We start from the raw sequence: 24,753 nt of genomic DNA, 5'->3' as shown, positions 1-24,753 counted from the left end.
GACCATGAATAAACACGCTGTCCACACACTCATTCTGGAAAAGCTCGGCGATGATCTCGACATCGCCCAACGGGCCGCGCAGACCGCGTACGAAACCGCGACCCACGAAGAAAACATCGCCGAGAACAAATACGACACGCTGGGGCTGGAGGCCTCTTACCTGGCAGCCGGGCAGGCTAAACGGGTTGAGGAAATCAAACAGGCGCTGACGCTGTGCCAGAACCTGCAACTGCGGGCATACGATGACCAGCGCGGCATAGAAGTCGGCGCGCTATTGGGCCTGGAAGATGACAACGGGCGCCAGCAGTGGCTGTTCCTGGCACCCGATGGGGCGGGGTTGAAAGTGGACGTGGTGGGCCAGCCGGTCACCGTCATTACCCCGCGCTCGCCTCTGGGCAAAAACCTGCTGGGCAAATTCGAAGGCGATGACGTGGAGATTCTGGTGGCAGGCGCTCGGCAACACTTCACGGTTACCGAGGCCAAATAACTTGAGCGCGCGCTCGAATCACCTAAGGACGCAAAGGTGATTCGAACGGCGCGCTATCGCAAAACGGCCGCCACGAGCCGGGCCAATCAGTGAACCGGCAGCTCCACACCGTCGAACAGCTCTTCCAGTTCCTGCTTGTTGTGGCACTGGATAGCCTTGGCCATGACTTCGCGGGTGAGGTGCGGGGCGAATTTTTCGATGAAATCGCACATGAACCCGCGCAGGAAGGTTCCGCGACGGAAGCCGATCTTGGTCACGCTGGACTCGAACAACTCACTGGCATCCAGCACCACCAGGTCTTTATCGAGCTGGGTGTCCACCGCCATCTTGGCGACGATGCCCACGCCCAGGCCCAGGCGCACGTAAGTCTTGATCACGTCGGCATCGGCGGCGGTAAACACCACTTTGGGCGTGAGGCCGCGATGGCTGAAGGCCTCATCGAGCTTGGAACGCCCCGTGAACCCGAACACATAGGTCACGATCGGGTATTCCGCGAGGGCTTCGAGGGTCAGCTTCGGCAGCTTGGCCAACGGGTGGCCCTGAGGCACCACCACGCAACGGTTCCAGCGGTAGCAGGGCATCATGACCAGATCGCCGAACAGCTCCAGCGCCTCGGTGGCGATGGCGAAATCGACGGTGCCGTCAGCGGCCATCTCGGCGATCTGCATCGGCGAGCCTTGATGCATGTGCAGCGCCACGTCCGGGTACTGTTTGATGAAATCGCGGATCACCGGAGGCAGCGCATAGCGCGCCTGGGTGTGGGTGGTGGCGATCGACAGGGTGCCCTTTTTCTCGTTGGAAAATTCCTGGGCGATCTGCTTGATGCTTTCGACTTTTCGCAGGATTTCGCCGGCGGTGGTGATAATGCGCTCACCGGCCGGCGTAACGCGGGTGAGATGCTTGCCGCTGCGCGCGAACACTTCGACGCCCAACTCGTCTTCGAGCAGGCGGATCTGCTTGCTGATACCGGGTTGCGAGGTGTAAAGGCTTTGAGCAGTAGCGGAAACGTTGAGGTCGTGGTGCGCCACTTCCCAGATGTAGCGCAGTTGTTGAAGCTTCATATCAATCCCTCAAAGCAGATAGACGCCACGGGTATCAGCGACGGTATATAACTATATTAAAGGTTTGGAGGATAAATCTAGAACTTTTTATCCTTTACTCCACTCACACGTCATCACTTCGTCGACGTTGCAGCGACGGCACCAGATAAACCGGTACCGTGGACAGCTGCACCACCCGCGAAGCCGTGCGCCCCAGTGGCGTGGCCGCCGCGCTGGCGCAGCTGTGACTTCCTACGATCAACAGGTCCACGGAAAGTTTACGCAGTTGGTCGAGTATCACCTCGCAAGGATCGCCCTGGATCACGCGCACCGAGCGGATCAATTGCAAATCCTGCCCCCCCTCCCCCAACTCCTCACGAAAACTGTCCAGTACCCGCTGTTCGATGGTGGCAATCATTGTGCGCAGGCCCTCACTGCGCCACTCATTCAGGCTCTGTTCATCGAGATAACTGTGCAGCACCGATTCGGCAAACAGCCCGATCGGCTCCACCACGTGAATCACATACAGATCCGCCTTGAACGTTCGCGCAAGCGCCAATGCATGTTGCATCACGTACGGCGCGTACAGACCAAGGTCCGTGGCGTACAGCATCGAACCAATCATAAAAACCTCCTGGACGGCCAGGATGGCGCAGATCAAATCAGCTTAGCAGCGCCGCATTGATTTCGACTGCTTCAGACCTGGGTTCCGACTTCGTTGCTGATGCCATGGGGCACATGCCCGGTGGCTACCACCTCCCTGGCTTTCTCACAATGACCGGCCTGGTCATCGAAAAACACATCGGCGGCAAACGCCTCAAGGAACGCGGCCTTCTCCAGGCCACCGAGAAACAGCGATTCGTCCAGCCGGATGTCCCATTCCCGCAAGGTGCGAATCACCCGCTCATGGGAAGGCGCCGAACGCGCGGTAACCAGGGCCGTACGGATCGGGCACGCCTCATCGGGAAACTCACGCTGCAGCAAATTCAACGCCGCGAGGAATCCCTTGAACGGCCCGCCGTGCAACGGCTGGCGCGCCGACTCGCGCTCGCTGGCCTGGAACGCCGCCAGCCCACCGGCCTGGTACACGCGCTCGGACTCATCGGAGAACAGCACCGCGTCACCGTCAAAGGCGATCCGCAGCTCCTCGCTGCACGCCCGCCGTGGGCCGCCCGACAAAATCGTCGCCGCCGCGAAGCCGGCATCCAGGGCACTGCGCACATCTTCAGCATGGGTGGAAAGAAACAGATGACAACCGAACGCTGCCAAATAAGGATATGGACTACGCCCTCCGGCGAAAGCGGCGCGGGAAATATCCAGGCCGTAATGCTGGATCGAGTTGAATACCCGCAGTCCGGTGTCGGCACTGTTGCGCGACACCAGCACCACCTCGACCCGGGCGCGGCCCAGGCTGGCGTTGAGGTTCAGCAGTTTCCTGACCAGCGGGAAGGCATCGCCGGGCTCGAGAATCTCTTCTTCGTGGTCGATCTGATATTTACGGTAGGTCTCCACACCTTCGGCCAGGTAAATCCTGTGGCTTTCGCCGAGGTCGAACAGCGCCCGCGATGAAATCGCCAGCACCAGCTTGTCGCCCAATCCCTTTGCCATGTGCGTCCCCCCGAATCAGCGGTTGTGCCGATCAATAAAGCTCAAGGCCTGATAGAGCGCCCGCATGCGCGGCAACTCGCACCCGGCGGCCCTGGCGGCCGATAGCGGGCGCGCATAGATCGCCGCCAGTTCCAACGGGCGTTTGTGCATATAGTCGTGATACATGCTGGGCAGGTAATCGTCCATGGTTTCGGTCATGGCGAACATCTGCCCCGCGTAGCTTGCCGGGATGTCATGGCCGCAGGCGTGGGCAGCCTGCACCACTTCGGCCATCAGCGCCTGGATCAGCTCGCGGCTCGATTCGTCGGCCATCATGGCGGTGGTGCCGGTTTTCAAGAGCACAGAGAGCCCGTTGAACGGCACGTTCCACACTAACTTATGCCAGCGCGCCTGATGCACATTGGCCATGGCCTGGGATTCGATCCCGGCCTGGTGAAACAACGCGGCACCGGCTTCGACTATTGCTGTCCGACGCCCCTCATCATTGGCTGCCGCGCCGCTGTGGTAGCCCAGATTAACCCGCCCCAACGCCTCATGCTCGACAACGCCGGGGCCGGAGCGGTGTACGCCGATGTAGCACAAGCCACCCAGCAAGTGCAGCGACGGGGGCAGGTGTTCGCGCAGGCTGTCTTCGACGTCGAGGCCGTTTTGCAGCAACACCACCTTGGCGTCCGGGGCCGCCACCTGGGCCAGGGTCGGAGCCAGCTCCAGATTCCCGGTCGACTTGGTGCCCACCAGCAACCAATCGCAGGGTGGCATATCGGCCGCACGGGCATAGGCCTGCACCGGCTGCAGGTGCAAAGTGCCATGCACCTTACTGTTCACCCGCAGGCCATGGGCGCTCACTGCGGCATATTCACTGCGCAGCAGGAAGTGCACATCGAACCCGGCGCGCGCCAGCATCAAGCCGTAGAAGCCACCGATGGCGCCGGTGCCGATGATGCCGATACGCGGCGAGTGGGGTGCAACTGCTGTCATGGCAATTCCTCAGGTAGACGGGTTAGCGCTTCATTTACGGCCTCGGTAATGGCCGCGGGTGTAAGACGTGTCTGCAATTGCCCAAGGAATCGACCCTCGCACACCACAAACAGCGCCGGCAAATGAAAGATCTGGTATCGCTCCACCGCGCCGCCATTATTCCCCGCATCCACCCAGCACACACGGTCCACCGCCAAGCGCCAGCCCGGCAATTGCTGGCGTGCCCAGCGGCAACTGGCACAACCGGCGCTGACGAATACCAGCAGCGAAACCCCTGGCAATCCCAGCAATTGCTGGTCAATATCCAGGTCGGTCAATTCCAGTTCCTTCACTATACTGCTGCCACCGCCGTCAACGGGACGGTGCTCGGAGTCCGTGTACATGGGTCGTTTTTTACCTCACCCTGATGATGTCGCTGTCGAGTTAATCCAACGTCCCTCCCCTGCCATTCCCCGCCAACGCCTGCACGCCGTCGGCCTGGGCGGTGTCGCCTGCCAGTCGCCCCGCGCCTGGCGCCAGGGCAGCGCAGTTGACTTGCATATTCCCTCACTGGGCGCCAGTGCGCGCTATCCAGGGTACGTGGCCTGGTGCCGCAAGGTGGAAAGCGGCTATCGCGTGGGCATTTCGTTTACCGACGAACATGCCTTGTTCGGCGCGCGAATGGGGGAACAAGCATGCCGGATAGAACGCTACTGCCGCCAGCACGATGATGCACAGCCGACACCGCTGCAGTTCGAGGCCCTGGCCCGAGAGTGGGTGGCGCGTCATGCTCTGGAGTTCTCCCACGAAGCGTTTGTGCAGCCGGCGCGGGATTAAACCCGCCCAGCCCATTGTCGCGGGCCCGTATTACGCGCTAAGGTTCCTCCCCCCTGCATCCAAATCATGCTGTGCACCGCCGCACGGGAATGGCTGGCGGCCAGCACCCGTGACCCTGACGAGTAACACGATGGCTGATTTACCGATCAATGACCTAAACGTCGAATCCAACGAGACCCTGATCACCCCAGATCAGCTCAAGCGCGAAATCCCGTTGAGCGAGTCTGCCCTGCAGACCGTCACCAAGGGCCGCGAAGTCATTCGAAACATTCTTGACGGCACCGACCACCGCCTGTTTGTGGTAATCGGCCCTTGCTCGATCCACGACCTCAAGGCCGCCCACGAATACGCCGAACGTCTCAAAGTGCTGGCAGCGGAAGTGTCCGACACCTTGTACCTGGTCATGCGCGTCTACTTCGAGAAACCGCGCACCACCGTTGGCTGGAAGGGTTTGATCAACGACCCGTACCTGGACGACTCGTTCAAGATCCAGGACGGTCTGCACATCGGCCGTCAATTGCTGCTGGACCTGGCAGAAATGGGCCTGCCCACCGCCACCGAAGCGCTGGACCCGATTTCCCCGCAGTACCTGCAGGACCTGATCAGTTGGTCGGCCATCGGTGCGCGCACCACCGAATCCCAGACCCACCGCGAAATGGCGTCCGGCCTGTCGTCGGCCGTGGGCTTCAAGAATGGCACCGACGGCGGCCTGACCGTGGCGATCAACGCGCTGCAGTCGGTGTCCAGCCCTCACCGTTTCCTGGGTATCAACCAGGAAGGCGGCGTCTCCATCGTCACCACCAAGGGCAACGCCTACGGTCATGTGGTGCTGCGGGGCGGCAACGGTAAGCCCAACTACGACTCGGTCAGTGTCGCGCTGTGCGAACAGGCGCTTAACAAAGCCAAGATCAAGCCGAACATCATGGTTGACTGCAGCCACGCCAACTCCAACAAGGACCCGGCCCTGCAGCCGCTGGTAATGGAAAACGTCGCCAATCAGATCCTGGAAGGTAACCAGTCGATCATCGGCCTGATGGTCGAGAGCCACTTGAACTGGGGCTGCCAGGCCATTCCAAAGGACTTGGCCGATTTGCAGTACGGTGTATCGATCACCGATGCCTGCATCGATTGGGCCGCCACCGAAAACACCTTGCGCAGCATGCACGCCAAGCTCAGGGACGTATTGCCCAAGCGCACACGCGGCTGAACCCGCCTCGTATCGCGCACACAAAAACGCCGGGCTGAACCCGGCGTTTTTGTGTGCAGTTGTCTAAAACTTACAGCTTTGCAGCATGGCGCTGATGGCGCTCCATGTAGCGCTCCACGTAGGAGCAGGACGGGATCACCGTATAGCCCGCCTTTTCTGCGAACTGCAACGCCTCCTCGGTCAACGCCGCCGCAATGCCACGGCCTCTTAGCGCGTTGGGCACGAAGGTGCGATAGATATCCAGGGTCTGCTTGCCGAGATCCATGTAGGTCAGGTAGGCACGATGACCGTCCACAGTGGTCTCGAACTGATGACCTGTCTGGTCATGGTGGATGGACAACGCCTCGCTCATCACTACTCCTCGCGGGTCTTGGTGTGTGCCCCTTACCTTACCGATGTTTTTCCGGCGAAGGAACATCTACGCCAACCCGTGCCGGTTTCGACAACGAGAAACCTATAGCGCTCACAACCAGCCCGTAGGGAATAGTAGGCACCAATCCTGCAATTGCTCAAGGCGCATGCACCATCCCCCGCCGCTGGCGGATATAGAAAGGGCTTCGACCTCTGGAAGATCGAAAGCCTGAACATTGCCGGCAGTTGAACCTTGAGACGAACAGGCGCTCTTAAAGTCACCTCTACATGCTTAAAAAGATGCCTGTCCAGACGCCATCAGGCGCAACGAAAGTGCCTGGGTAGTTATATAATTTTTCATCTGTGTACAAGGCGCAACGCATGCCGGCCGGCCCTCTCAGCTGACCTTCAGCGGTGTGCACGGGCAAAAAATTGAACAGTTTTTATACAACCCTACGAAAGGTTAGCCAAAACAGATTCGCTGCGAGAATTTTTTTTGCTTCTTGCGCAACGTCAGTTTACTTACTACAAGTAATGGGTAGTATGTACGCCGGCTATAAGCTCAATCTGAGAAGTAGCCATTTAACAGAAAGTCCTTGAAGGGGAACACGATGAACAACGTTCTGAAATTCTCTGCTCTGGCTCTGGCCGCAGTTCTGGCTACCGGTTGCAGCAGCGTCTCCAAAGAAACCGAAGCTCGTCTGACTGCAACTGAAGACGCAGCAGCTCGCTCCCAGGCTCGTGCAGACGAAGCCTACCGTAAAGCTGATGAAGCTCTGGCTGCTGCTCAAAAAGCACAACAGACTGCTGACGAAGCTAACGAGCGCGCTCTGCGCATGCTTGAAAAAGCTAGCCGCAAGTAATAGTCCCTCGGGGTTGTTACCAAGCCGATCCATTTTTGGATCGGCTTTTTATTGCCTGGAGTTCCCCATGAACCCGGCCAATAAAAAACCCGCCGCGGCGCGAGGCCGTGGCGGGTTCAGAAGGACGCAGGCTTACTGCTGCAGATCGATCGGCGCACTGGAAACCATGGGCGCCGCGCCAGGCACGCCGATTTCGGTGGGCAAGCCGTCTTCCGCCGCCACTACATCACGCACCTGATCCCAGTTCACCCGCAGGTTATTGGCCAGGTCTTCACGCTTGAGCAGGGCGTTGATCACAGCGGTGTGCTTGTCGACCACCGACGGCGTACCGTCATCGTTCAAGGGCGTGTGCGCCTCCAGGTACACCTTGCCGCCACTGCTGCCGAACTTGTAGGCATCGTTGATGATGCGCACCGATGTGCCCACCGGCACCATGCCGGCCATCTCCAGCACGTTGTTGTTGAACATACGGAAGCAGCCATGGCTGGTACGCGTGCCGATACCGAACTTCATGTTGGAGCCGTGGATCAGGTAACCCGGCGTGCCCAGGGTGAATTTGAACGGGCCCAACGGGTTGTCCGGCCCGGCGGGCACCACGTTGGGCAGCGGGTCGCCATTGGCGGCATGCTCGGCCTTGATCGAGGCCGGCGGCGTCCAGGTCGGGTTCGGCGTCTTGGCGATGATACTGGTGTGGGCAATCGGCGAGCCCCATCCTTCACGACCGATCCCCAGCGGGAACGTGTACACCACGTCCTGCCCCTTGGGGTAGTAATAAAGCCGGTATTCCGCGAGGTTGATCACAATACCCTCGCGCGGCCCCGGCGGCAGGATGAAGCGCGTCGGCAGCACAATCTCCGTACCCGCGCCCGGCAACCAGGCATCCACGCCAGGGTTGGCGGCAACCATCTCCGAATAGCCCAGATCATAGGTGGTGCCCAGGTCGGCAAAGGTGTCTTCGTACTTGGCCTTGATCACTTGGACCTGGCCGACGATGTCTTCGCCCGGAGGGGGCAAGGGCAACTGCAGGGCCGCCGCCGGGCCGGCCGCACACAGGGCAGCAAGAGACAGGCAGCAGGTAACGACGGAAAGGCGCGAGAACATCCGAAAAATCCTTCGCAGAACGACGGGTAGGTTAAAGACGAATCGCTAGCTTACAACTTATAGCCCCACGCCTGCAGCTGCTTCTAAAGCTCAAACCGCAGTTCCGGCCAGATCGGCGGGGTGCCGCGCTTTTGGGATTCAAGGATAGCCCGGCACAGGGGGCACAGGCGCTGATCCTGGAAGATCGAACGATCCACCAGCGACCAGCGTGGCTGGGCCGGCAATAAAGTGCCGCACAGCGTACGGTCGATGGAGCCGCCCAGTTCCAATTGACGCGTCACCAGATGCACCCGCACTTCCTGGCAGGCGAACAGATCCAGCTGCTCGTCCGGCTCGATCAGTTGGTAATTAAACAGGGACCAGGCAGGACGCGACATCGAGGGCTCCAAATCAGGGGGGCGCCACCTTAGCCGAAAGCCTGCCGGTAGAAAAGCGTCATAACAGCGGTTTGAGCGATGGCCAGACATTTTCCAGCAACTTGTCCTGGGCACCCACCGCCGGGTGCAGGCCATCGGCCTGCATCAGCTCGGGATGACCGCCGACCCCCTCCAGGAAAAACGGCACCAGCGGCACCTTTTTTTGCTGCGCCACATCGCCGAAGACTTTGTTGAAAGCCTCGACGTAGCGCTTTCCATAATTGGGTGGAATCTGCATGCCCAGCAGGAGCACCTTCGCTCCGCTGTCCTGAGACTGCTGAATCATCGAAGCAAGATTTTGTTGCAATTGCGCAGGTGGCTGGCCGCGCAGGCCGTCATTGCCGCCCAACTCGATAACCACCACCTGCGGCTTATGCGCCGCAAGCGCCGCCGGCAGCCGCGCGAGGCCGCCGGCACTGGTGTCGCCGCTGATGGAAGCGTTGACGACTTTATCGTCGAAACCTTCCTTCTTGAGGCGTTGCTCCAGCAATGCCACCCACCCTTTGCGGGTATCCAGGCCGAAACCGGCACTGATACTATCGCCAACGATCAGGACTGTACCCGCCGCTGCGTTCTGCGCCATGCACATCAAGGCCAGGCCAGCACTCAAAAACCACATTCGCATCGGATTCTCCATGGGCGCAAGCATTCTCACCGCGCGGAACCTTAGCCAAGTGGTTCCCAGCGCGGAAGGTGAACTGACTATCCTGCACGAACTGAGCCTGGAACTGAACAAGGGCGACAGCCTGGCTATCGTCGGCAGTTCAGGTTCCGGCAAATCCACGCTCCTGGGCCTGCTGGCCGGCCTCGACCTGCCCAGCGGTGGCGAAGTCACCCTCGCCGGGCGTGCCTTAAGCAGCCTCGACGAAGACCAAAGGGCGCGCATCCGCGCCGAGCATGTGGGCTTCGTTTTCCAATCCTTTCAACTGCTCGACAGCCTCAACGCCCTCGAAAACGTCATGCTGCCGCTGGAACTGGACGGCCGTAAAGACGCCCGCGAACGCGCCAGGCACCTGCTGGAGCGCGTGGGCCTGGGCCAGCGCCTGACCCACTCGCCACGTCAGTTATCCGGTGGCGAGCAGCAACGCGTGGCGATTGCCCGCGCGTTCGCCGCCGAGCCGGACGTGCTGTTCGCCGATGAACCCACCGGCAACCTCGACAGCCACACCGGCGAGCGCATCAGCGACCTGCTGTTCGAACTCAATAAAGAGAGCGGCACGACCCTGGTGCTGGTCACCCACGACGAGCGCCTGGCCCACCGTTGCCGACGCCTGATCCGCCTTGAAGCCGGCCTGATGGTCGCGCCCCTGGAGCCTTGATGGCACGTTTGCCGCTGTTGCGTCTGTTAAGCCTTGCCATGCGCCAACTATTGCGCGATGCCCGTGCCGGTGAATTGCGCGTATTGTTCTTCGCCCTGCTGGTGGCCGTGGCGGCCAGCACCGCCATCGGTTACTTCGGCGCGCGCCTTAACGGCGCCATGCTGCTGCGTGCCACCGAGTTTCTCGGCGCCGACCTGGTTCTCGAAGGCAGCTCCCCGGCGCGACCCGAACAGGTCCGGTCCGGCACCGAACTGGGCCTGGATCATGCGCGCGTGGTGGAATTCTCCAGCGTGATTGCCACCGACAATGGCATCCAGCTGTCCAGCATCAAGGCCGTCAACGAACAGTACCCGCTGCGCGGTGCGCTCAAAAGCGCAGCCGCGCCCTTTGCCGAAGAAACGCCGGGCGGCGGTCCGAAACCCGGTGAAGCCTGGGTGGAGGCGCGCCTGTTGACGGCGCTTGACCTCAACGTCGGCGACAGCATCGATGTGGGTATGAAAACCCTGCGCCTGGCGCGCGTGCTCACTTATGAGCCGGACCGCGCCGGTAATTTCTACAGCCTCACGCCCAGGGTGATGATCAACCTCGCCGACCTGGAGGCCACCGGCGTGGTACAGCCTGGCAGCCGTGTCAGCTACCGCGAACTGTGGCGCGGACCGCAGGGCAGCACCGCGCTGCAAACCTATCGCGACCTGATCAAACCCGGCCTTGCCGCCAACCAGCGACTGCAGGACTCACGGGACGGCAACCAACAGATCGGCGGAGCCCTGGGCAAGGCCGAGCGTTACCTGAACATGGCCAGCCTGGTGGCCGTGCTGTTGGCGGGGGTGGCGGTCGCCCTGTCGGCCAACCGCTTCGCCACGCGCCGTTTTGACGCGAGTGCGCTGTTGCGCTGCCTGGGGTTGTCACGCAGCGAGGCCATGCTGCTGTTCAGTCTGCAACTGAGCGTACTGGGCCTGCTGGCCAGCCTCACCGGGGCCCTGCTCGGCTGGCTGGCGCAGTTTGGCCTGTTCTATTTTCTGCATGATCTGTTGCCGGCGGATGTGCCGCCGGGCGGTCTGTTACCGGCCGTGGCGGGGATCGGCACCGGCCTGGTCGCCCTTGCCGGCTTTGCCTTGCCACCCTTGGCTGCACTCGGTCGCGTACCGCCGCTGCGGGTGTTGCGCCGCGACCTGCTGCCGATCCCGTCCAGCACCTGGGTGGTCTACGGCGCCGCATTATTCGCCCTGGGCCTGATCATGTGGCGTCTGAGCCTCGACCTGGTGCTGACCTTCGCCCTGCTCGGCGGTGGCGTGGTGGCCGCTTTGGTGCTGGGTGGCCTGCTTCTGCTGCTGTTGCAAAGCCTGCGTCGACTGCTGGCCGGTGCAACCCTGCCCTGGCGCCTGGGCCTGGGCCAACTGCTGCGCCACCCCTTGGCTGCGGCTGGCCAAGCGTTGGCGTTCGGCCTGATCCTGCTGTCCATGGGCTTGATCGCTCTGTTGCGCGGCGAACTGCTCGACACCTGGCAGAACCAGTTGCCCAAGGACGCGCCCAATTATTTCGCCCTGAACATCCTGCCGGCCGACAAGGAGGCTTTCGGCGCACGCCTGCTGGAAGTCCAGGCGCAATCGGCTCCCCTGTACCCGGTAGTGCCCGGACGGCTGATCAGCATCAATGGTGAACCGGTGCAGGAAATCGTCAGCAAGGACTCCAGCGGTGATCGCGCCGTGCAGCGCGATCTCAGCCTGACCTGGGCCGCCGACCTGCCACCGGGCAATGCCCTGACGGAAGGCACATGGTGGCCGCCGCAACCTTCAGACGATATTCCCGGCGTTTCGGTCGAGGCCAAGGTAGCGCAAAGCCTCAAACTCAAGCTCGGCGACCATCTGATCTTCACTATAGGCGGGGAAAATCGCGAGGCGCGGGTCACCAGCCTACGCACCATCAACTGGGACAACTTCCAGCCCAACTTCTTCATGATTTTCCAACCCGGCACCTTGAAGAACCTGCCCACCACGTACCTGACCAGTTTTTACCTGGCACCGGGTCATGATCAGCAGATCGTGGACCTGTCCCGCGCGTTTCCAGCCGTGACCATCCTGCAGGTGGAGGCGCTGCTGGAGCAGTTGCGCAGCATCCTTGCCCAGGTGACCCTGGCCGTGGAATACGTGCTGTTGTTCGTATTGGCCGCAGGCATGGCGGTGCTGTTTTCCGGCCTGCAAGCGACACTGGATGAACGCATCCGCCAGGGCGCGCTGTTGCGGGCGCTGGGTGCCGAGCGCACATTGCTGGTGACGGCCAGGCGCATCGAGTTCGGCCTGCTGGGTGCCGTCAGCGGGTTGCTGGCGGCGCTGGGCACCGAGCTGGTGACCTGGGTGCTGTACCGCTATGCGTTCGACCTGGCCTGGCACCCTCACCCGTGGCTATTGCTGCTGCCGGTGATAGGTGCTGTGTTGATCGGAGGGGCCGGCGTATTCGGCACGCGCCGTGCGCTCAATGCCAGCCCGCTTACCGTGCTGCGCGAAGGTTGATTCGCCACAGGCCCGCCCCGTTCAAGGGCGGCGGGCCTGCAGCGTTCACTTTTGATACTCAATAGCGGTAATCCACCAGCACACCTCGCCGGTTGGCGTCTGCACAATCGCCTCGTCGTCCACTTCCTTGCGCAGCAGTGCGCGGGCCATCGGTGAATCGATGGAGATGTAATCCATACGGTCGTAAATCTCGTCATAGCCGACGATGCGAAACCGTTTGGTTTCTCCCTGCTCGTTTTCAATGTCGACCCACGCGCCAAAGAACACCTTGCCTTCCTGCTCAGGGGAGTACTCCACCACACGCATGTCTTCCAGGCGTTTGCGCAGGTAACGCACCCGGCGGTCGATCTCGCGCAGCAGTTTCTTGTTGTACTGGTAATCGGCGTTCTCGCTGCGGTCTCCCAGCGAGGCCGCCCAGGTGACTTTACGCGTGGTGTCCGGGCGCTTTTCGCGCCACAGGTAATCCAGCTCTTTCTTCAGCGCCTCATGACCTTCTTTGGTAATCAGCTTGGTACTCAAACGCTTGCATCCCCGGCAATGTCCATGAACGCCGATGCTCCAGAGTCTCGGCCCTGGTGTCGACTGACTGAGGTGGATGATAAATGAACCGCGCAAAGTAGCCAGCGTCGCCAATCCTCAACCCGCCAGCCCCTGGTCCATCTCCTGCAGTGCTCTTTGCAGATTTTGACGCAAAATCGATAGGTGGGATTTAGTCAGGTTCAGCGCCTCAGCCTTCTGTTCCATGGCATGCGCCTGCACCTGCTGCTGCGTCTCGACCAGCTCCAACTCCCGCCTCTTCTCATCCATTTGCTGCTGCTCCTGCTGCAACCGCGCCTGCCAGCGCTCGAGTTCCGCCTCCCGCTCGACGACAGCGAGCTTTTGCTGGGTCAAATCCTGGGCCACCCGAGCCAGGTTTGTCAGCGTACTGTCCACTTGCGCCAAGGTATGGCGCTCCATGGGAACGGAGGGAGCCGCCTGGGGCACCGCGTCGGGCGCCTCCAGCAGCTGCGGGCTGCAAAGCTCGGCCTGCGCCTCAACCGCCGCCGGCGGGCCATCCGGCGCCGCAGGTCCCGCCTCAACCGGATCCTGCACAACCGGTTGCCGCGCACGATCCGGCGGGCTCGCGACCCGGGGCGGCGAGACCATCTGCGATGAAAAACGAATGGATGGAACAATCAGCGACGCGCTTTCAATCGCCGCCAGCGCAGGGGCCGATATCCCCAGGGTAATCACTTTCATCACCAGCGCTTTTTTGATGATTACCGAGTGATGATCTTCAGGCCTGGCAGGCGGCAACTTACAACCTTTGAGGTCGACAAAATGGTAGGGCACCTGGGGTTCGGTCCCCTCCTCCAGCTTATTGTTCGATGCAGCGGCCAGCATCAGGATCTGCTTGAACGCTTGCATCGCGATTTGCAGGTGCTCCCTGGACTCGATGCGATCCAGAAAATACCGTTCGGTCTTTTTGTGCAACGCCGCGATGTAGACCCTGGAGCTGCCGGGCTCGACTTCTTCGTCCAGGCTGTAGACAAGAAAATTGGAAGCGATCTGAGTCACCGCAAACCCACAGAGCAAGGCACCGTTGACCGGAGCATCCTGGCCGTTACGCTCAAGAACAAGAGTACGTAGAAGCATCATAGTAATCAGGCCTGATTTCAAAGGACGAAGGTTTATATAAACATCTGACACATGGATATCTAGATACACATCAATTGTTTCAGCGAAGCCCCAAGAAGGAACGTAGGACTTGTCTTATTAGTCCTGAGCACCGTTCCCAAAACCAGATAATCACCGTAACCTTTTTTCGCCTTGCCCCCTCACTCTCCGCCACACTTATTCGACAATAAAAATGATTGAAATAAGCAAGCTCAATAAAACCCTAGGCAACAGAAAGATAATTAATGACTTGTCATTCAGTTCCATTCAAAAGGAATGCCTGGGTTTATTCGGAGATGACGACAGCGCCAAGACCACGCTATTGAAATTGATAGCAGGGGCGATCCCACCGTGCAGCGGACATATTAAAATCGACACGCTGGATACACGTACCCATTCCATCAAGGCTAGAAAGCTAATCGGCTATCAAGTCGAACAAGGGCTGAGCCACCCCACCATAACCGTTAATAAAGTGCTTCATTACATGGCCGCCATTCGCGGCTTCAGCGGCAATGAAAAACGCTGGCGGGTAGCCGAAGCCGTTGCGCGCCTGGAATTGCTGGCGGTGCTGAATACGCCGCTCGACGCATTGCCCATAGACCTGAAACGCAAAGTCGCAATTGCGCAGGCCGTCCTGCATACCCCCACCGTGTTGCTGCTCGATCAACCCACGCAAGGGCTGGCCCCCGACCAGATATACGCGTTCAAAGAGACCGTGCAGGCGTTGACGCAAGAGATGACGGTCATCATCGCGTCGCGCAATGCCGAGCACCTGAGTGAACTGTGCACGCGCGCGCTCATCATTACCGATGGGCAACTGGTGGCTGACGCCCCTTTGCTCGACCTGCAGCGCAACTCCCGGCACTGCCAGGCGGTGACGCTCAGCGCCGACACACCACTGGATTTATTGTCCCTGGCCGTATTGCCCGGTGTCGCCGGCATCGAAGAACACCGTCATGCTCCCGGTACAGTGACCGTACTGGCCATGCCTGGGCACGCGATCTACCCGCATATCAATACGCTGATCGCCAACCGTCGCTGGAAAATAAACACATGGCGCCTGGAACCCGGCCGCCTGAGCGATCCACGGCAAAACCCGAGCCAGTTGGGGTCCCTGTGAAGTTGATCCCGGTGATTTTCAAACGACAGTTGGGCTGCTACCTCTCGACACCCGCCACCTACTTGAGTGTCGCCCTGTTTCTAGCACTGTCCATGGCCGGAGGCGTCCACATCAACCAGTGGCCCGGACAGGAGATTGTCGATCTGGGGGCATTCGTTCAGTTACATCCGTGGTTGCACTTATTGCTGATACCCGCCTTGGCCACGCAACTATGGTCGGACGAGTCCAACGCCGGCTTTATCGAACTTCTACCCACACTTCCCATCACCACGGCCGAACTTTCCATCGGCAAGTTCCTCGCAGCCTGGTGCGTGGCAGGCATGGCCTTGAGCCTTATGTTTCCGGTGGTTATCGCCATCAACTACCTCGGCAACGCAGACAACGGTGTTATCGCCTCGCAACTGACCGCAAGCTGGCTGCTGGCAGGCAGTTATCTTTCGATCGGCGGTTTTATTTGCACGTTAACACGTCACCGCATAGTTATTTTCGTACTCACACTGGGCTTATTACTGATTGCCAGTGGGCTTTCTTATGTCGTAGATGCGTTGGAACATCAATTGCCTATTCAAGTGCTGGAAAGTTTGAGTGCGCTTAGCCCATTTTCAAGATTCGCGCTGATCGACAATGGTCAGTATCTGCTCCATGACAGCCTGTATTTCATCAGCGTGATTTTCGCCTTCCTGACTGCTACCACAGTCACTCTCAATTCGAAGTACCGCTGAGAAGGAAGCTCAACATGGGATCCCTGCTGCGCACCGGCATGACACTGATTGTCATCGCACTGACGTTCCTGGCGTTCAACCTGGTCTGGCTTGGAAAACTTCCCAATCCCCAGTGGGACTTTTCCCAACAGGGCATTCATTCCCCACCGGCCCCGATAAAACGCTGGTTGAATACGTTGGAACATCCAGTGGACCTGTACTACTTCAACGCGCACAACGCCCCAAATCGAACTCAGGCGCTGAACCGACACGGCAAGCGCATTGAACAGCGGCTCAAAGACTATGAAAAACGGGCCAAGGGTATGATCAATCTGCACGTGATTGATCCACTGCCTTTTTCGGAAGATGCCTATAAGGCCAGTCTGTACGGCCTGAGCGAAGATATGGGTTTTCTCGGCCTGATCGGTACGCGCGCGGGAGTGGGCGTACAGCGTATCGAATCATTGCGCCTCGACCACGAACCGTTGCTTGACTACGAAATCAGCCACCTGATCTATAAGTTGCAGCATCCAGAACGCCCCAGCGTGGGGCTGCTGTCCGGGATACCGCTGGGCGAACCCGCGGGTCGATTGATGGGTGAGCTGCGGCGTCATCTCACGTTTATCGACCTGCAACCGACCGGCCAACGCGTGCCCGAACAGCTCAAGGCACTGATGGTCGTGCAGCCAAGCCTGCTGCCGGAACGCGCCTTGTATGAGATCGAACAGTTTGTGTTGAAAGGCGGGAAATTGCTGATGTTCATCGACCCGTTGAGCGAACAGCGTACGCAAGCAGCACCCGATAATCCCAAGGTCGGTGAGTTGCTGGCTGCCTGGGGCCTGCACATGCCCGAAAGAAAGGTGCTGATCGACAGTCTTTACGGGTCCACGCCGGCACCTGGGCTCATGAAGCCCGGCATACCTGCGCTGGCGCGACTCAACTTGCCACGCCAGGCCATGAACAAAAACGACGTCAGCACCTGGCGATTGAACACCGTTGCGGTTTCCAGCAGCGGCGTCCTCTCGCCGCTCAACGGCAGCGCTGCAACCTTCACGCCGTTATTGCAAGGCTCCTGGCAGGCCGTGTTGCCGGAGGTTGCGCTCTTGGAGCCCATCACCCCGATGGCTTCATCAACGGACAGAGTGGCCTCCCCTGTGATCGCCGCCCGCATCGAAGGGCCGGCGTATTCGATATTTCCCGATGGCCTCAAGGGCCAGCCGCCGGGTGTGCAGAAAGCCGCGCAGATACAGGTCGTAGTAGTCGCCGACACTGATCTGCTGATGGACCAGGACGCCGGCGCGGCGCCAACTGACAACGCACTGTTTATCTTGAACACGTTGGATAACCTGTCCGCCCTGGAGCCGCTTGCAAGCCTGCGTCCACGTGCGCCCCCATCGGCGAACCTGCTCGGCAAGATGCGCGAAGACGCCGAACACGCCTATCGCGCCAAAGCGATTGAACGGGAGCGCCGCCTGCAGGAAACGGAACAGCAATGGCGGCGACTGAACCCGGCGACGCTCACGCTTGGCTCCCAGGCCGTGGACACCAGCACCCAACTGCAAGCCCTCAACAAGGAACGGCTGCGCCTGCCGATAGAGCTGCACGCCTTGAGAGCCGACGCCTATGCGCAGGTGCGCCACCTGGAACGAACGATCAAGCTGGTAGTGATACTCGCTGTGCCCTTGATGCTGTGCCTGGTGGCCTGGCTGCTCCACGGCGTGCAGCGTCGCCGTCGCGTGGCGTTTGACAACCAGGTCCGCTGAGGGCTCAGCGCCGTGCGATCAGGCCCTGCCGGGCAATGCGAGTCAGTTGGCGGATCACTTCTTCGGCGTCGTCGGCGTTGGGCGCCTGGATGACTGCAAGGTCGAAGCTGTCACTGGCAAACCGAGCCAGCGAGTCGCCATCTTCGACAAACTGGATCAGGAACGCAGACGGGCGCCCGCTGCGACGCGGCCAGCCATCCAGATAACGCAGGAGCGTCGGCTGGTGCTTGCCGCCAAGGAGAATTTTCGGATTACGTTGAGTGAGGTCCGCGGTGATCGGGGCCAGGCGTATAAGGGGGCGTAGTGCATTCATCGTGTCGTGTCTCTGCCTCAAAAGTCTGCGGGCAGGTGAGAGGCAACACCGAACCAGCGCTTTAGCGGTATTTCGAAGGTACCTCACGAGGGAGAACACACTTCTGTCGGGCTGCATTGAGTCCCGGTGGCGCCCCGCAATTAGCTGTTTAAATCGGCGCATGAACGGCATCCTAGAGAAGCCGGAGGGGCAGTGTCAAGAATCCCGAGCAACGAAAAGGCCCACGCGAGCGTGGGCCTTTTCAGAGACTTGCAGGTAGGTCAGTGGGCGATGGCGCGGTCGGCGGAGAGCCTGCCGGCACCTTCCAGCAATACCGCCAGCGTGCCGCCCAGCAAGGCCAGTGCAAACTCATAACCGTTGTTGGCCATAAACAGGCCGTTATGAATATGCACCGAGAAGATCGCCACCAGCGTCAGGATGGTCAAGCCCAGCGCCGCCGGGCGCACCAGCAGGCCGATGATCAAGGCCAGGCCGGCGAAGAACTCGGTGCCACCCGAGAGCAATGCCATCAGGGTGCCCGGCGCCAGGCCGATGCTTTCCATCCACTGGGCGGTGCCTGCCAGGCCGTAGCCGCCAAACCAGCCAAAGAGTTTTTGCGAACCATGGGCCGCGAAAATGATGCCGACAACAATACGCAGGACAGTCAGGCCATAACCGGCGCGGGTGGACAACAGGCTTTTAATCAGTGGGCTCATGGTACGCATCCTTCGGAAAGTAGGGTTGGTTGGCCGCCATATTAATCAGTTTAGGCAATGATAAAAGCCGAAAAAGTGCGCCATTGATATCGATAAAATCGATTATTTGCGTGAGGCGACTTTCGTTGCGGTCGGCTCCAGGGACTCCCGCTCCCGATCAAACGCCAGGTAGTACTTATTGACGCTGTTGACATAGCTGACAGCCCCCATGCCGACCTGCTCCATGGCGATGCGCTCGACCTGGAAGAACCACTGGTTGGGGTTGAGCCCACGGCGCCTGGCCTCGGTGCGCATCCCTTGAACGCGCTCCGGCCCCATGTTGTAGGCCGCCAGCACAAATGCCATGCGCTCGCGCTCGTTAAGCTTGGGGCTGGCAAAGAATTTTCGGCGGATCATCGCCAGGTAACGCGCGCCGGCCTGCACGTTACCATCAAGGTTCTCGATATTATTGACGCCCACCCGCTGCGCCGCCGAAGGCGTGATTTGCATCAGCCCGGTAGGGCCGCCGCTGTTGCGCGCGCTGGGGTCCAGAGCGGACTCCTTGAACGCCAACGCCGCCAGGTTCAGCCAGTCCATGCCCTGCTCACCTGCATGCTTTTGCAGGATCGGGCGCAGTTTTTCCAGGCGCTGTCGGTCGACGCGGGCCAAAGGGTTGCGCACCTGGTAGAGACGCCGGTAAATGCGCTGAAACGCCACGTCCTGGTCAGCCGGCGTGCGATACGTCTTAAGGAATCGATCGATACTGGCCCGCAGCATTGACGCGTCCTGGCGCACAAACCAGTACTCGTCGCCGGACTCACTGATGGCCACCTGCTTGTCGAAACGCAACTTGGGCAGGATCTTCGACCAACGCTCGGCAATCGGTTTTTCGACAATGGTCAGGTGGAAGATCCCAGCCTGCACCATCTCCAGCACGTCTTCCACAGCGAGGGTCGGGTCAACCCACTCCACTTTGATAGGGGGCTGCTTATGCAGCGCCAGTTTCTGGTTGACCTGGCTGATGGCATCCGCCGCTGCGCTGCCGGTGGTCAATGCCAACGTCCGACCGGACAATTGCTCCAGCTTGGTAAAGCGCCGCTCACCTTTGACCCCCACCAGCCACAGCGGCACATCGCTGGCGATCGGGTCGCTGGGGCTGATCTTATGCGCCGCCTTTATATCCAGCAGCTCACCGGGCGCGACCAGGTCGCCTTCACCACGGGCCAGCGCGCCGAGCAACTGGTCCTTGGCCTTGGGAATGATTTTGAGGTTGATTGCCTGACCATCGCGGGCATGGCCATTGAGGTACTGCTCGAACGCGCGCAGGCGGTGATATTCCACGCCGATCGCCTGGCCCTGTACTTCGCCGGAGCTGTTGCGACTCTGGTTGACCAGCACGCGCAAAGTACGGCTTGAGCGGATCTCGGCCAGATCGCGGACTTTGCCGGGTTTAGTCACCTCCAGCGGGCCGTCCAGACGCGCGACCGCCGCCATGGGCAGCAGCAGCGCGAGGCATAACATCAACAATGCTGAGGGTCGGATCATCCGCTCTCCGGAAAGAATACTGCCCAGCGCACTTGGGAAAACGAGGGGCTGGGGGTCAGAAACAGAGCGCTTTCAGCGCAGGCTTCGCGTGCAACGCGAGCACGGGCAAGGCACTTAGCCATCAACCATGTCGGTCGCAACGTTCAAAGACAGCTTTAAACCGTTGTAGTTCTTGGTTTTTCTTATAAATCTACAGCTCTGATATGCTTTCCGGCCGCAGGCGGAGATAGCACCATGCAACTCATTGATATCGGCGTCAACCTGACCAACGCCAGTTTCGACGATAAACACCAGGCGGTTCTCGACCGTGCCTATGCCGCCGGCGTGCAGCAATTGATCCTCACCGGCACCAGCGTCGACGGCAGCGAGCAAGCCCTGGAACTGTGCGTAAAACTCGATCCAGACGGCCAACGCCTGTTCAGCACGGCCGGCATACACCCTCACTCTGCCAGCGATTGGAACGGCGACAGCGCTCAGCGTCTACGCGGTCTGCTCAGCGAGCCGCGAGTGCGTGCGGTGGGTGAGTGCGGCTTGGATTTCAATCGGGATTTCTCCCCACGCCCGCAACAGGAAAAGGTCCTGGAGGCGCACCTGGCCCTGGCCGTCGAACTGAAATTGCCAGTGTTCCTGCACGAGCGTGACGCCAACCAGCGCCTGCTGGAGATCCTCAAGGACTACCGCGACCACCTTACCGCCGCCGTGGTGCATTGCTTCACCGGCGAACGGCAGGCGCTGTTCAGCTATCTCGATCTGGATTTGCACATTGGTATCACCGGCTGGATCTGCGATGAACGCCGTGGGACCCATTTGCATCCGCTTGTCAGAGAAATCCCCCGAGGCCGTCTGATGCTGGAGAGCGACGCGCCTTACCTGTTGCCACGCACGCTGCGACCCAAACCGAAAAACGGCCGCAACGAGCCCGCGTATCTAGGGGAAGTGCTGCGCGAAGTCGCCCTGCACCGCCAGGAAAGCGTGGAAGACCTGGCCCAACACAGCACCGCCAGCGCCCGTAGGTTTTTCGGGTTGCCTACGCTGGATTGATGCGGCGCATTGACCCATGTCAAAACCGGTTTCCTGAATAGCGGCACAATACTGGCACCTTGCCAATGCTGCTTTCGCTATCAGAGAAAACCTTCCATGGGTGCCTGGCTTAGCAATATCTCGTTGAAATACAAATTCTGGGCCGTCAACGCGGTCGCTTTTGTCACCACTCTGCTGCTGGTGCTATATGCCGTGCACCTCGAACAGCAGGCCCGTAGCGCGCAATCCTACGCGTCCGCGCAAGCCCAGGCGCAATTGCTCAGCGCCTGGCCGGCCGATAAGGCGGTGCCGAAAGGTGAACTATGGCTGACGTTCCCGCGCGGCAAAGCCCCACAGCTGGCTGATCAGGATCTGTCAGCCCTGAACGACGCCAGCGGCTGGGTCGAGCTCAACCACCTGCCGTTGTTCGGTGAAAATGTTCTGATCGGCGCGCAAGTCGTGGCCCGCGCGGACGGCCAACAACTCGCCGCGCTCGCCTATGCGCCCAGCCTGAGCCAGGTGTTCAGCGAACGCTTCACCCATTACGCCGTGGCGGTATTGATCCTGATGCTGGCGATGCTCTGCGCCTCCCAGTTGTTGATCCGCTTCCTGCTCAGCCAGCTCAACACCCTCAAGGACGTCATGCTGCATGTGGAGAAAACCGGCGATCTCTCGGCCCGCGTGCCATTGGTCGGCAAGGATGAAGTCGGCCAGATGGCCAGCGCATTCAACGCCATGCAGGCCGGCTACCAACGCGTGGTCAACACCGTGGCGCGCACCGCCCGGCAGCTCGACGAGGGTGCCGCGCGCCTGGCCAGCAGCATGAACGACGTGCAGCACGGCATGCTCGGCCAGCAAAGCGAAACCGACCAGGCCGCCACTGCAATCAATGAAATGACCGCCACCGTGCACCATATCGCCCAGCATGCCGGCGCTACCCGCGACCTGTCTAAAACCGCCGACACCCTGGCGGGCAGCGGCCGCGAGGTAGTGACCCGTGTGCAACGCTCGATTGCCGGGCTGTCCACCGGTGTGCAGCAGACCGCCGAAATGATCCAGAAACTCGCCGAAGACAGTCAAAAAATCAACGGCGTGGTCAGCGTGATTCACAGCATTGCCGAACAGACCAACCTGCTGGCCCTCAACGCCGCCATCGAAGCCGCACGCGCCGGCGAAATGGGCCGCGGTTTCGCCGTGGTCGCCGACGAAGTGCGCAATCTGGCCAAACGCGTGCAAAGCTCTACCGACGAAATCACCCGCATGGTCTCGGCCCTGCAAGCCGGCACCCGCGACGCGGTGGACTTTATGCAGGAAAGCTCATTCAAGGCCGACGACTGCGTGCAACAGGCCCAGGACGCCGGTGCCGCCCTCGCCGACATCACCGACGCCGTGGCGCAGATGCGCGAGAGCAACACCCAGATCGCCGTCGCGGCCGAACAGCAAAGTCATGTCGCCGAAGAGATGAACCGCGCCGTGGTGAGCATCCGCGATGTGACCGAAAACACCGTGCAACAGACCGTGGACTCCGCCACCACCAGCAATGACCTGGCCACCCTCGCTGGGGAGTTGAGCAAGGCGATTGGGCAACTGAAGCTGTAGGAGTATTCAAGCTGTAATCCTCTACCTACAACAACACCACAATTTGCCCGCATTTTTGGCGAAATATCCTCGCTCTTCCGGCGAATAACGCCGACTTTCTTGCTCTGACAATCCCTCCAAAGTCTCTCGCCTGATCACACAGTGCGAGGGATTGCAGATGGTTCTTCCGATAAAAGCTCCGGTCGACGGGGCCGCCTCATGATGGGCGCGACCAGCCAGACCATTGGCTTTCTGGTACTCGCCGCCCTGGATGTAAAGACCCGCGACGTCGAGTCCGTGCTCAGGGATTTTCGCGGATGCCTCAATAGTTACGACGCCTGGGCCGAGACTGTCCTCAGCTTTTCGGCGCTGAATATCGAGCAGGTGTTCAAGGCCGGAGATGAAGCGGAGCGGGTCGCGCCGATCAACCGCTCGCTGTTCCCCAGCAGCACCGTTGCAGCATGCCGGGCCGACGGCACCTTGACCTTGGTGCATCGGTTCCAGAGTTCACGGTTCGTACCCATCGGCAATACACCGGTGATCCTCCAGCGCGTCGATGCAGACGGCACGCTGCTGGGCGAGCCGATTCATAAAACCATCGGGTCCAGCGGCATTCTTGAAGTCAAGGAATGCGAACGCAACCAGCGCTACCGCATCCACTTCTACCCGAATGTATCCGCCGCGCATTTCAAGGCGCTGTACGCCTCTTATCAGGCGGTCATCACGCCGCTGGAGGCGTGGCTGCGCAGCGAATGGTCCGACACTTTCGAACCGCTGTGGCAGGGCTACTCCGAGGCGAACTTCCTTAAGCGCTACCTCTCGCTCCACGCCGCCTACGCGCGCGGATTCGGCGAAGCGCTGTACTCGCTGTGGGACAACCTCAAGCAACTGTTCCAGTGGCTGTCGGACCCGGTGGCCCATGCCGAGCAATGGCTGCGGTATCTGTCCCAGGCCGAGTTTGACCAGTTGCTGGCGCTCGGTGCCGACGCTATTGCGACGGGCTTGCTGATGCTCAGCGATGAGCCGTTGTTGTTCATTTACCTGGCGGCGATGGTCAGTTGGATGCGCCTGCTGCCACCGCCGTATATGAACGAGCTGCTCGGTGAAATCACCGGCGAGGTGCTGATCAACCTGCTGCTGATCTGGGCCACGGCGGGTATGGGCGTGGTGGTTCGCCTGGGCGCGCAGGTGCTGGGTGGGATCAAGTCGCGACGCGCGCGCGAGTGGTTGGAACATTTGGCCGAGCAGTTTGGCAAGGTGCGCGTCGAGGGGCACGCCGAGGTGGCCAGGCCGGTGTTGCTCGGCAGTCAGGCCACAGCGATCAACACGCCACCGGTGGGGCCGCTGAAGGTTGGGGACCAATGGGTTTCCAACCCGGTGATAGCGGCGCGCGACAAGACGCAGAGGACGGTGTTGGTGCGGCAGGAGCCTGTAGACGACACGCCGCTCGTGGCGACCAATCCTAAGGGCGATGCGGCGGCTTCTGCGGGTAAAACCGTCACCAACGGCTGCCCGGTGTCGATGGTCACCGGGGAGGAACTGCTGACCCTGACCGATGGCACGTTGGACGGGATTTTGCCGTTTGAATGGACACGGCTGTATCGCACCAGTGCGGTGGAAGTGGATGTTGGGTTGGGGGTTGGGTGGAGTCATTCGCTGGCGCAGCGGCTGGTGGTCGACGGCGACT

The 24,753-nt window shown here is 60.5% G+C and carries 26 protein-coding genes; 12 read left to right on the top strand and 14 right to left on the bottom strand.

What is annotated here, in order from left to right:
* Positions 1-4: 4 nt before the first annotated feature.
* Positions 5-487, top strand: coding sequence for a GreA/GreB family elongation factor (locus tag QRN10_RS19805; protein ID WP_181081860.1), 483 nt, complete (start codon positions 5-7; stop codon positions 485-487).
* A gap of 86 nt (positions 488-573) precedes the next feature.
* Here QRN10_RS19805 and cysB read toward each other — a convergent pair whose 3' ends face one another.
* From cysB to QRN10_RS19780, 5 genes are all read right to left on the bottom strand, one after another.
* Positions 574-1,548, bottom strand: a complete 975-nt coding sequence (gene cysB, locus QRN10_RS19800; RefSeq protein ID WP_017849520.1) for an HTH-type transcriptional regulator CysB — start codon at positions 1,546-1,548, stop codon at positions 574-576.
* 103 nt (positions 1,549-1,651) lie between these two features.
* Complete coding sequence (locus tag QRN10_RS19795; protein ID WP_181081859.1) at positions 1,652-2,152, bottom strand: universal stress protein; 501 nt, start codon at positions 2,150-2,152, stop codon at positions 1,652-1,654.
* Between the two features lie 71 nt (positions 2,153-2,223).
* Positions 2,224-3,135, bottom strand: a complete 912-nt coding sequence (locus tag QRN10_RS19790) for a 5'-nucleotidase (RefSeq protein WP_181081858.1) — start codon at positions 3,133-3,135, stop codon at positions 2,224-2,226.
* A 15-nt stretch (positions 3,136-3,150) separates the two neighbouring features.
* Positions 3,151-4,113: a putative 2-dehydropantoate 2-reductase gene (locus QRN10_RS19785; RefSeq protein WP_181081857.1), complete on the bottom strand. Its 963-nt coding sequence runs from the start codon at positions 4,111-4,113 to the stop codon at positions 3,151-3,153.
* Complete coding sequence (locus tag QRN10_RS19780; protein WP_285428958.1) at positions 4,110-4,496, bottom strand: YbbN family protein; 387 nt, start codon at positions 4,494-4,496, stop codon at positions 4,110-4,112. The genes QRN10_RS19785 and QRN10_RS19780 overlap by 4 nt, the downstream gene beginning before the upstream one ends.
* On the opposite strand from QRN10_RS19780, the gene QRN10_RS19775 reads away from it, so the two are divergent.
* Together QRN10_RS19775 and QRN10_RS19770 are read left to right on the top strand one after the other, a co-directional pair.
* Entirely contained in the window at positions 4,495-4,929 is a 435-nt protein-coding gene (locus tag QRN10_RS19775) for a PilZ domain-containing protein (RefSeq protein ID WP_181081855.1), read from the top strand. The genes QRN10_RS19780 and QRN10_RS19775 overlap by 2 nt on opposite strands.
* 130 nt (positions 4,930-5,059) lie before the next feature.
* The gene (locus tag QRN10_RS19770) at positions 5,060-6,136 is read left to right on the top strand and encodes a 3-deoxy-7-phosphoheptulonate synthase (protein WP_181081854.1); all 1,077 of its coding nucleotides are present in this window, start codon (positions 5,060-5,062) and stop codon (positions 6,134-6,136) included.
* Between the two features lie 70 nt (positions 6,137-6,206).
* Here QRN10_RS19770 and QRN10_RS19765 read toward each other — a convergent pair whose 3' ends face one another.
* Entirely contained in the window at positions 6,207-6,488 is a 282-nt protein-coding gene (locus QRN10_RS19765) for a GNAT family N-acetyltransferase (protein WP_253511481.1), read from the bottom strand.
* A gap of 610 nt (positions 6,489-7,098) precedes the next feature.
* Here QRN10_RS19765 and oprI point away from each other — a divergent pair.
* On the top strand, positions 7,099-7,350 hold the full coding sequence (gene oprI / locus QRN10_RS19760; protein ID WP_003172710.1) for an outer membrane lipoprotei OprI: 252 nt from the start codon (positions 7,099-7,101) through the stop codon (positions 7,348-7,350).
* Between the two features lie 132 nt (positions 7,351-7,482).
* Here the strand turns inward: oprI and QRN10_RS19755 are convergent, their stop codons facing one another.
* The 3 genes from QRN10_RS19755 to QRN10_RS19745 all read right to left on the bottom strand — a co-directional run bounded on the left by QRN10_RS19755 (position 7,483) and on the right by QRN10_RS19745 (position 9,492).
* A complete protein-coding gene (locus tag QRN10_RS19755) occupies positions 7,483-8,451 on the bottom strand; it encodes a L,D-transpeptidase family protein (protein ID WP_181081852.1) in 969 nt (322 codons plus the stop codon).
* 83 nt (positions 8,452-8,534) lie between these two features.
* Complete coding sequence (locus QRN10_RS19750) at positions 8,535-8,828, bottom strand: hypothetical protein (protein ID WP_003172705.1); 294 nt, start codon at positions 8,826-8,828, stop codon at positions 8,535-8,537.
* A 58-nt stretch (positions 8,829-8,886) separates the two neighbouring features.
* Positions 8,887-9,492: an arylesterase gene (locus QRN10_RS19745; RefSeq protein ID WP_181081851.1), complete on the bottom strand. Its 606-nt coding sequence runs from the start codon at positions 9,490-9,492 to the stop codon at positions 8,887-8,889.
* Between the two features lie 10 nt (positions 9,493-9,502).
* Here QRN10_RS19745 and QRN10_RS19740 point away from each other — a divergent pair, with 10 nt between their 5' ends.
* Positions 9,503-10,186, top strand: a complete 684-nt coding sequence (locus QRN10_RS19740; protein WP_285428957.1) for an ABC transporter ATP-binding protein — start codon at positions 9,503-9,505, stop codon at positions 10,184-10,186.
* Complete coding sequence (locus tag QRN10_RS19735; protein ID WP_285428956.1) at positions 10,186-12,696, top strand: ABC transporter permease; 2,511 nt, start codon at positions 10,186-10,188, stop codon at positions 12,694-12,696. Before QRN10_RS19740 ends, QRN10_RS19735 begins: the two co-directional genes overlap by 1 nt.
* A 45-nt stretch (positions 12,697-12,741) precedes the next feature.
* Here QRN10_RS19735 and greB read toward each other — a convergent pair whose 3' ends face one another.
* Positions 12,742-13,215, bottom strand: a complete 474-nt coding sequence (greB, locus tag QRN10_RS19730; RefSeq protein WP_181081848.1) for a transcription elongation factor GreB — start codon at positions 13,213-13,215, stop codon at positions 12,742-12,744.
* Positions 13,216-13,332: 117 nt separating this feature from the next.
* A complete protein-coding gene (locus QRN10_RS19725; RefSeq protein WP_253511473.1) occupies positions 13,333-14,334 on the bottom strand; it encodes a hypothetical protein in 1,002 nt (333 codons plus the stop codon).
* Positions 14,335-14,545: 211 nt separating this feature from the next.
* On the opposite strand from QRN10_RS19725, the gene QRN10_RS19720 reads away from it, so the two are divergent.
* Genes QRN10_RS19720 through QRN10_RS19710 form a run of 3 tightly spaced genes read left to right on the top strand, consistent with a single transcriptional unit; the run spans position 14,546 to position 17,936 of the window.
* Entirely contained in the window at positions 14,546-15,472 is a 927-nt protein-coding gene (locus QRN10_RS19720; protein WP_285428955.1) for an ATP-binding cassette domain-containing protein, read from the top strand.
* Positions 15,469-16,194, top strand: coding sequence for an ABC-2 transporter permease (locus tag QRN10_RS19715; RefSeq protein WP_253511467.1), 726 nt, complete (start codon positions 15,469-15,471; stop codon positions 16,192-16,194). The genes QRN10_RS19720 and QRN10_RS19715 overlap by 4 nt, the downstream gene beginning before the upstream one ends.
* A 14-nt stretch (positions 16,195-16,208) precedes the next feature.
* Complete coding sequence (locus QRN10_RS19710; RefSeq protein ID WP_285428954.1) at positions 16,209-17,936, top strand: Gldg family protein; 1,728 nt, start codon at positions 16,209-16,211, stop codon at positions 17,934-17,936.
* A 4-nt stretch (positions 17,937-17,940) separates the two neighbouring features.
* On the opposite strand, the gene QRN10_RS19705 is transcribed toward QRN10_RS19710, so the two are convergent.
* The 3 genes from QRN10_RS19705 to QRN10_RS19695 form a co-directional block, all read right to left on the bottom strand.
* The gene (locus tag QRN10_RS19705; protein ID WP_181081843.1) at positions 17,941-18,249 is read right to left on the bottom strand and encodes a class I SAM-dependent methyltransferase; all 309 of its coding nucleotides are present in this window, start codon (positions 18,247-18,249) and stop codon (positions 17,941-17,943) included.
* A gap of 260 nt (positions 18,250-18,509) precedes the next feature.
* Positions 18,510-18,944: a DoxX family protein gene (locus QRN10_RS19700; RefSeq protein ID WP_181081842.1), complete on the bottom strand. Its 435-nt coding sequence runs from the start codon at positions 18,942-18,944 to the stop codon at positions 18,510-18,512.
* 102 nt (positions 18,945-19,046) lie between these two features.
* Positions 19,047-20,468 carry an MltF family protein gene (locus tag QRN10_RS19695; RefSeq protein WP_181081841.1) on the bottom strand — a complete coding sequence of 474 codons (1,422 nt, stop codon included), beginning with the start codon at positions 20,466-20,468 and terminating at the stop codon, positions 19,047-19,049.
* 234 nt (positions 20,469-20,702) lie between these two features.
* On the opposite strand from QRN10_RS19695, the gene QRN10_RS19690 reads away from it, so the two are divergent.
* The 3 genes from QRN10_RS19690 to QRN10_RS19680 form a co-directional block, all read left to right on the top strand.
* The gene (locus tag QRN10_RS19690) at positions 20,703-21,509 is read left to right on the top strand and encodes a TatD family hydrolase (protein ID WP_181081840.1); all 807 of its coding nucleotides are present in this window, start codon (positions 20,703-20,705) and stop codon (positions 21,507-21,509) included.
* A gap of 96 nt (positions 21,510-21,605) precedes the next feature.
* Positions 21,606-23,087, top strand: a complete 1,482-nt coding sequence (locus QRN10_RS19685) for a methyl-accepting chemotaxis protein (protein WP_253511460.1) — start codon at positions 21,606-21,608, stop codon at positions 23,085-23,087.
* 198 nt (positions 23,088-23,285) lie between these two features.
* The coding region (locus QRN10_RS19680) for a DUF6531 domain-containing protein (protein ID WP_285428952.1) at positions 23,286-24,753 on the top strand (1,468 nt) is incomplete at its 3' end.

The organism is Pseudomonas sp. lyk4-R2A-8 (assembly GCF_030209095.1).
GTDB lineage: Bacteria > Pseudomonadota > Gammaproteobacteria > Pseudomonadales > Pseudomonadaceae > Aquipseudomonas > Aquipseudomonas quebecensis.
This window is presented reverse-complemented; position numbering and strand designations above follow the sequence as displayed.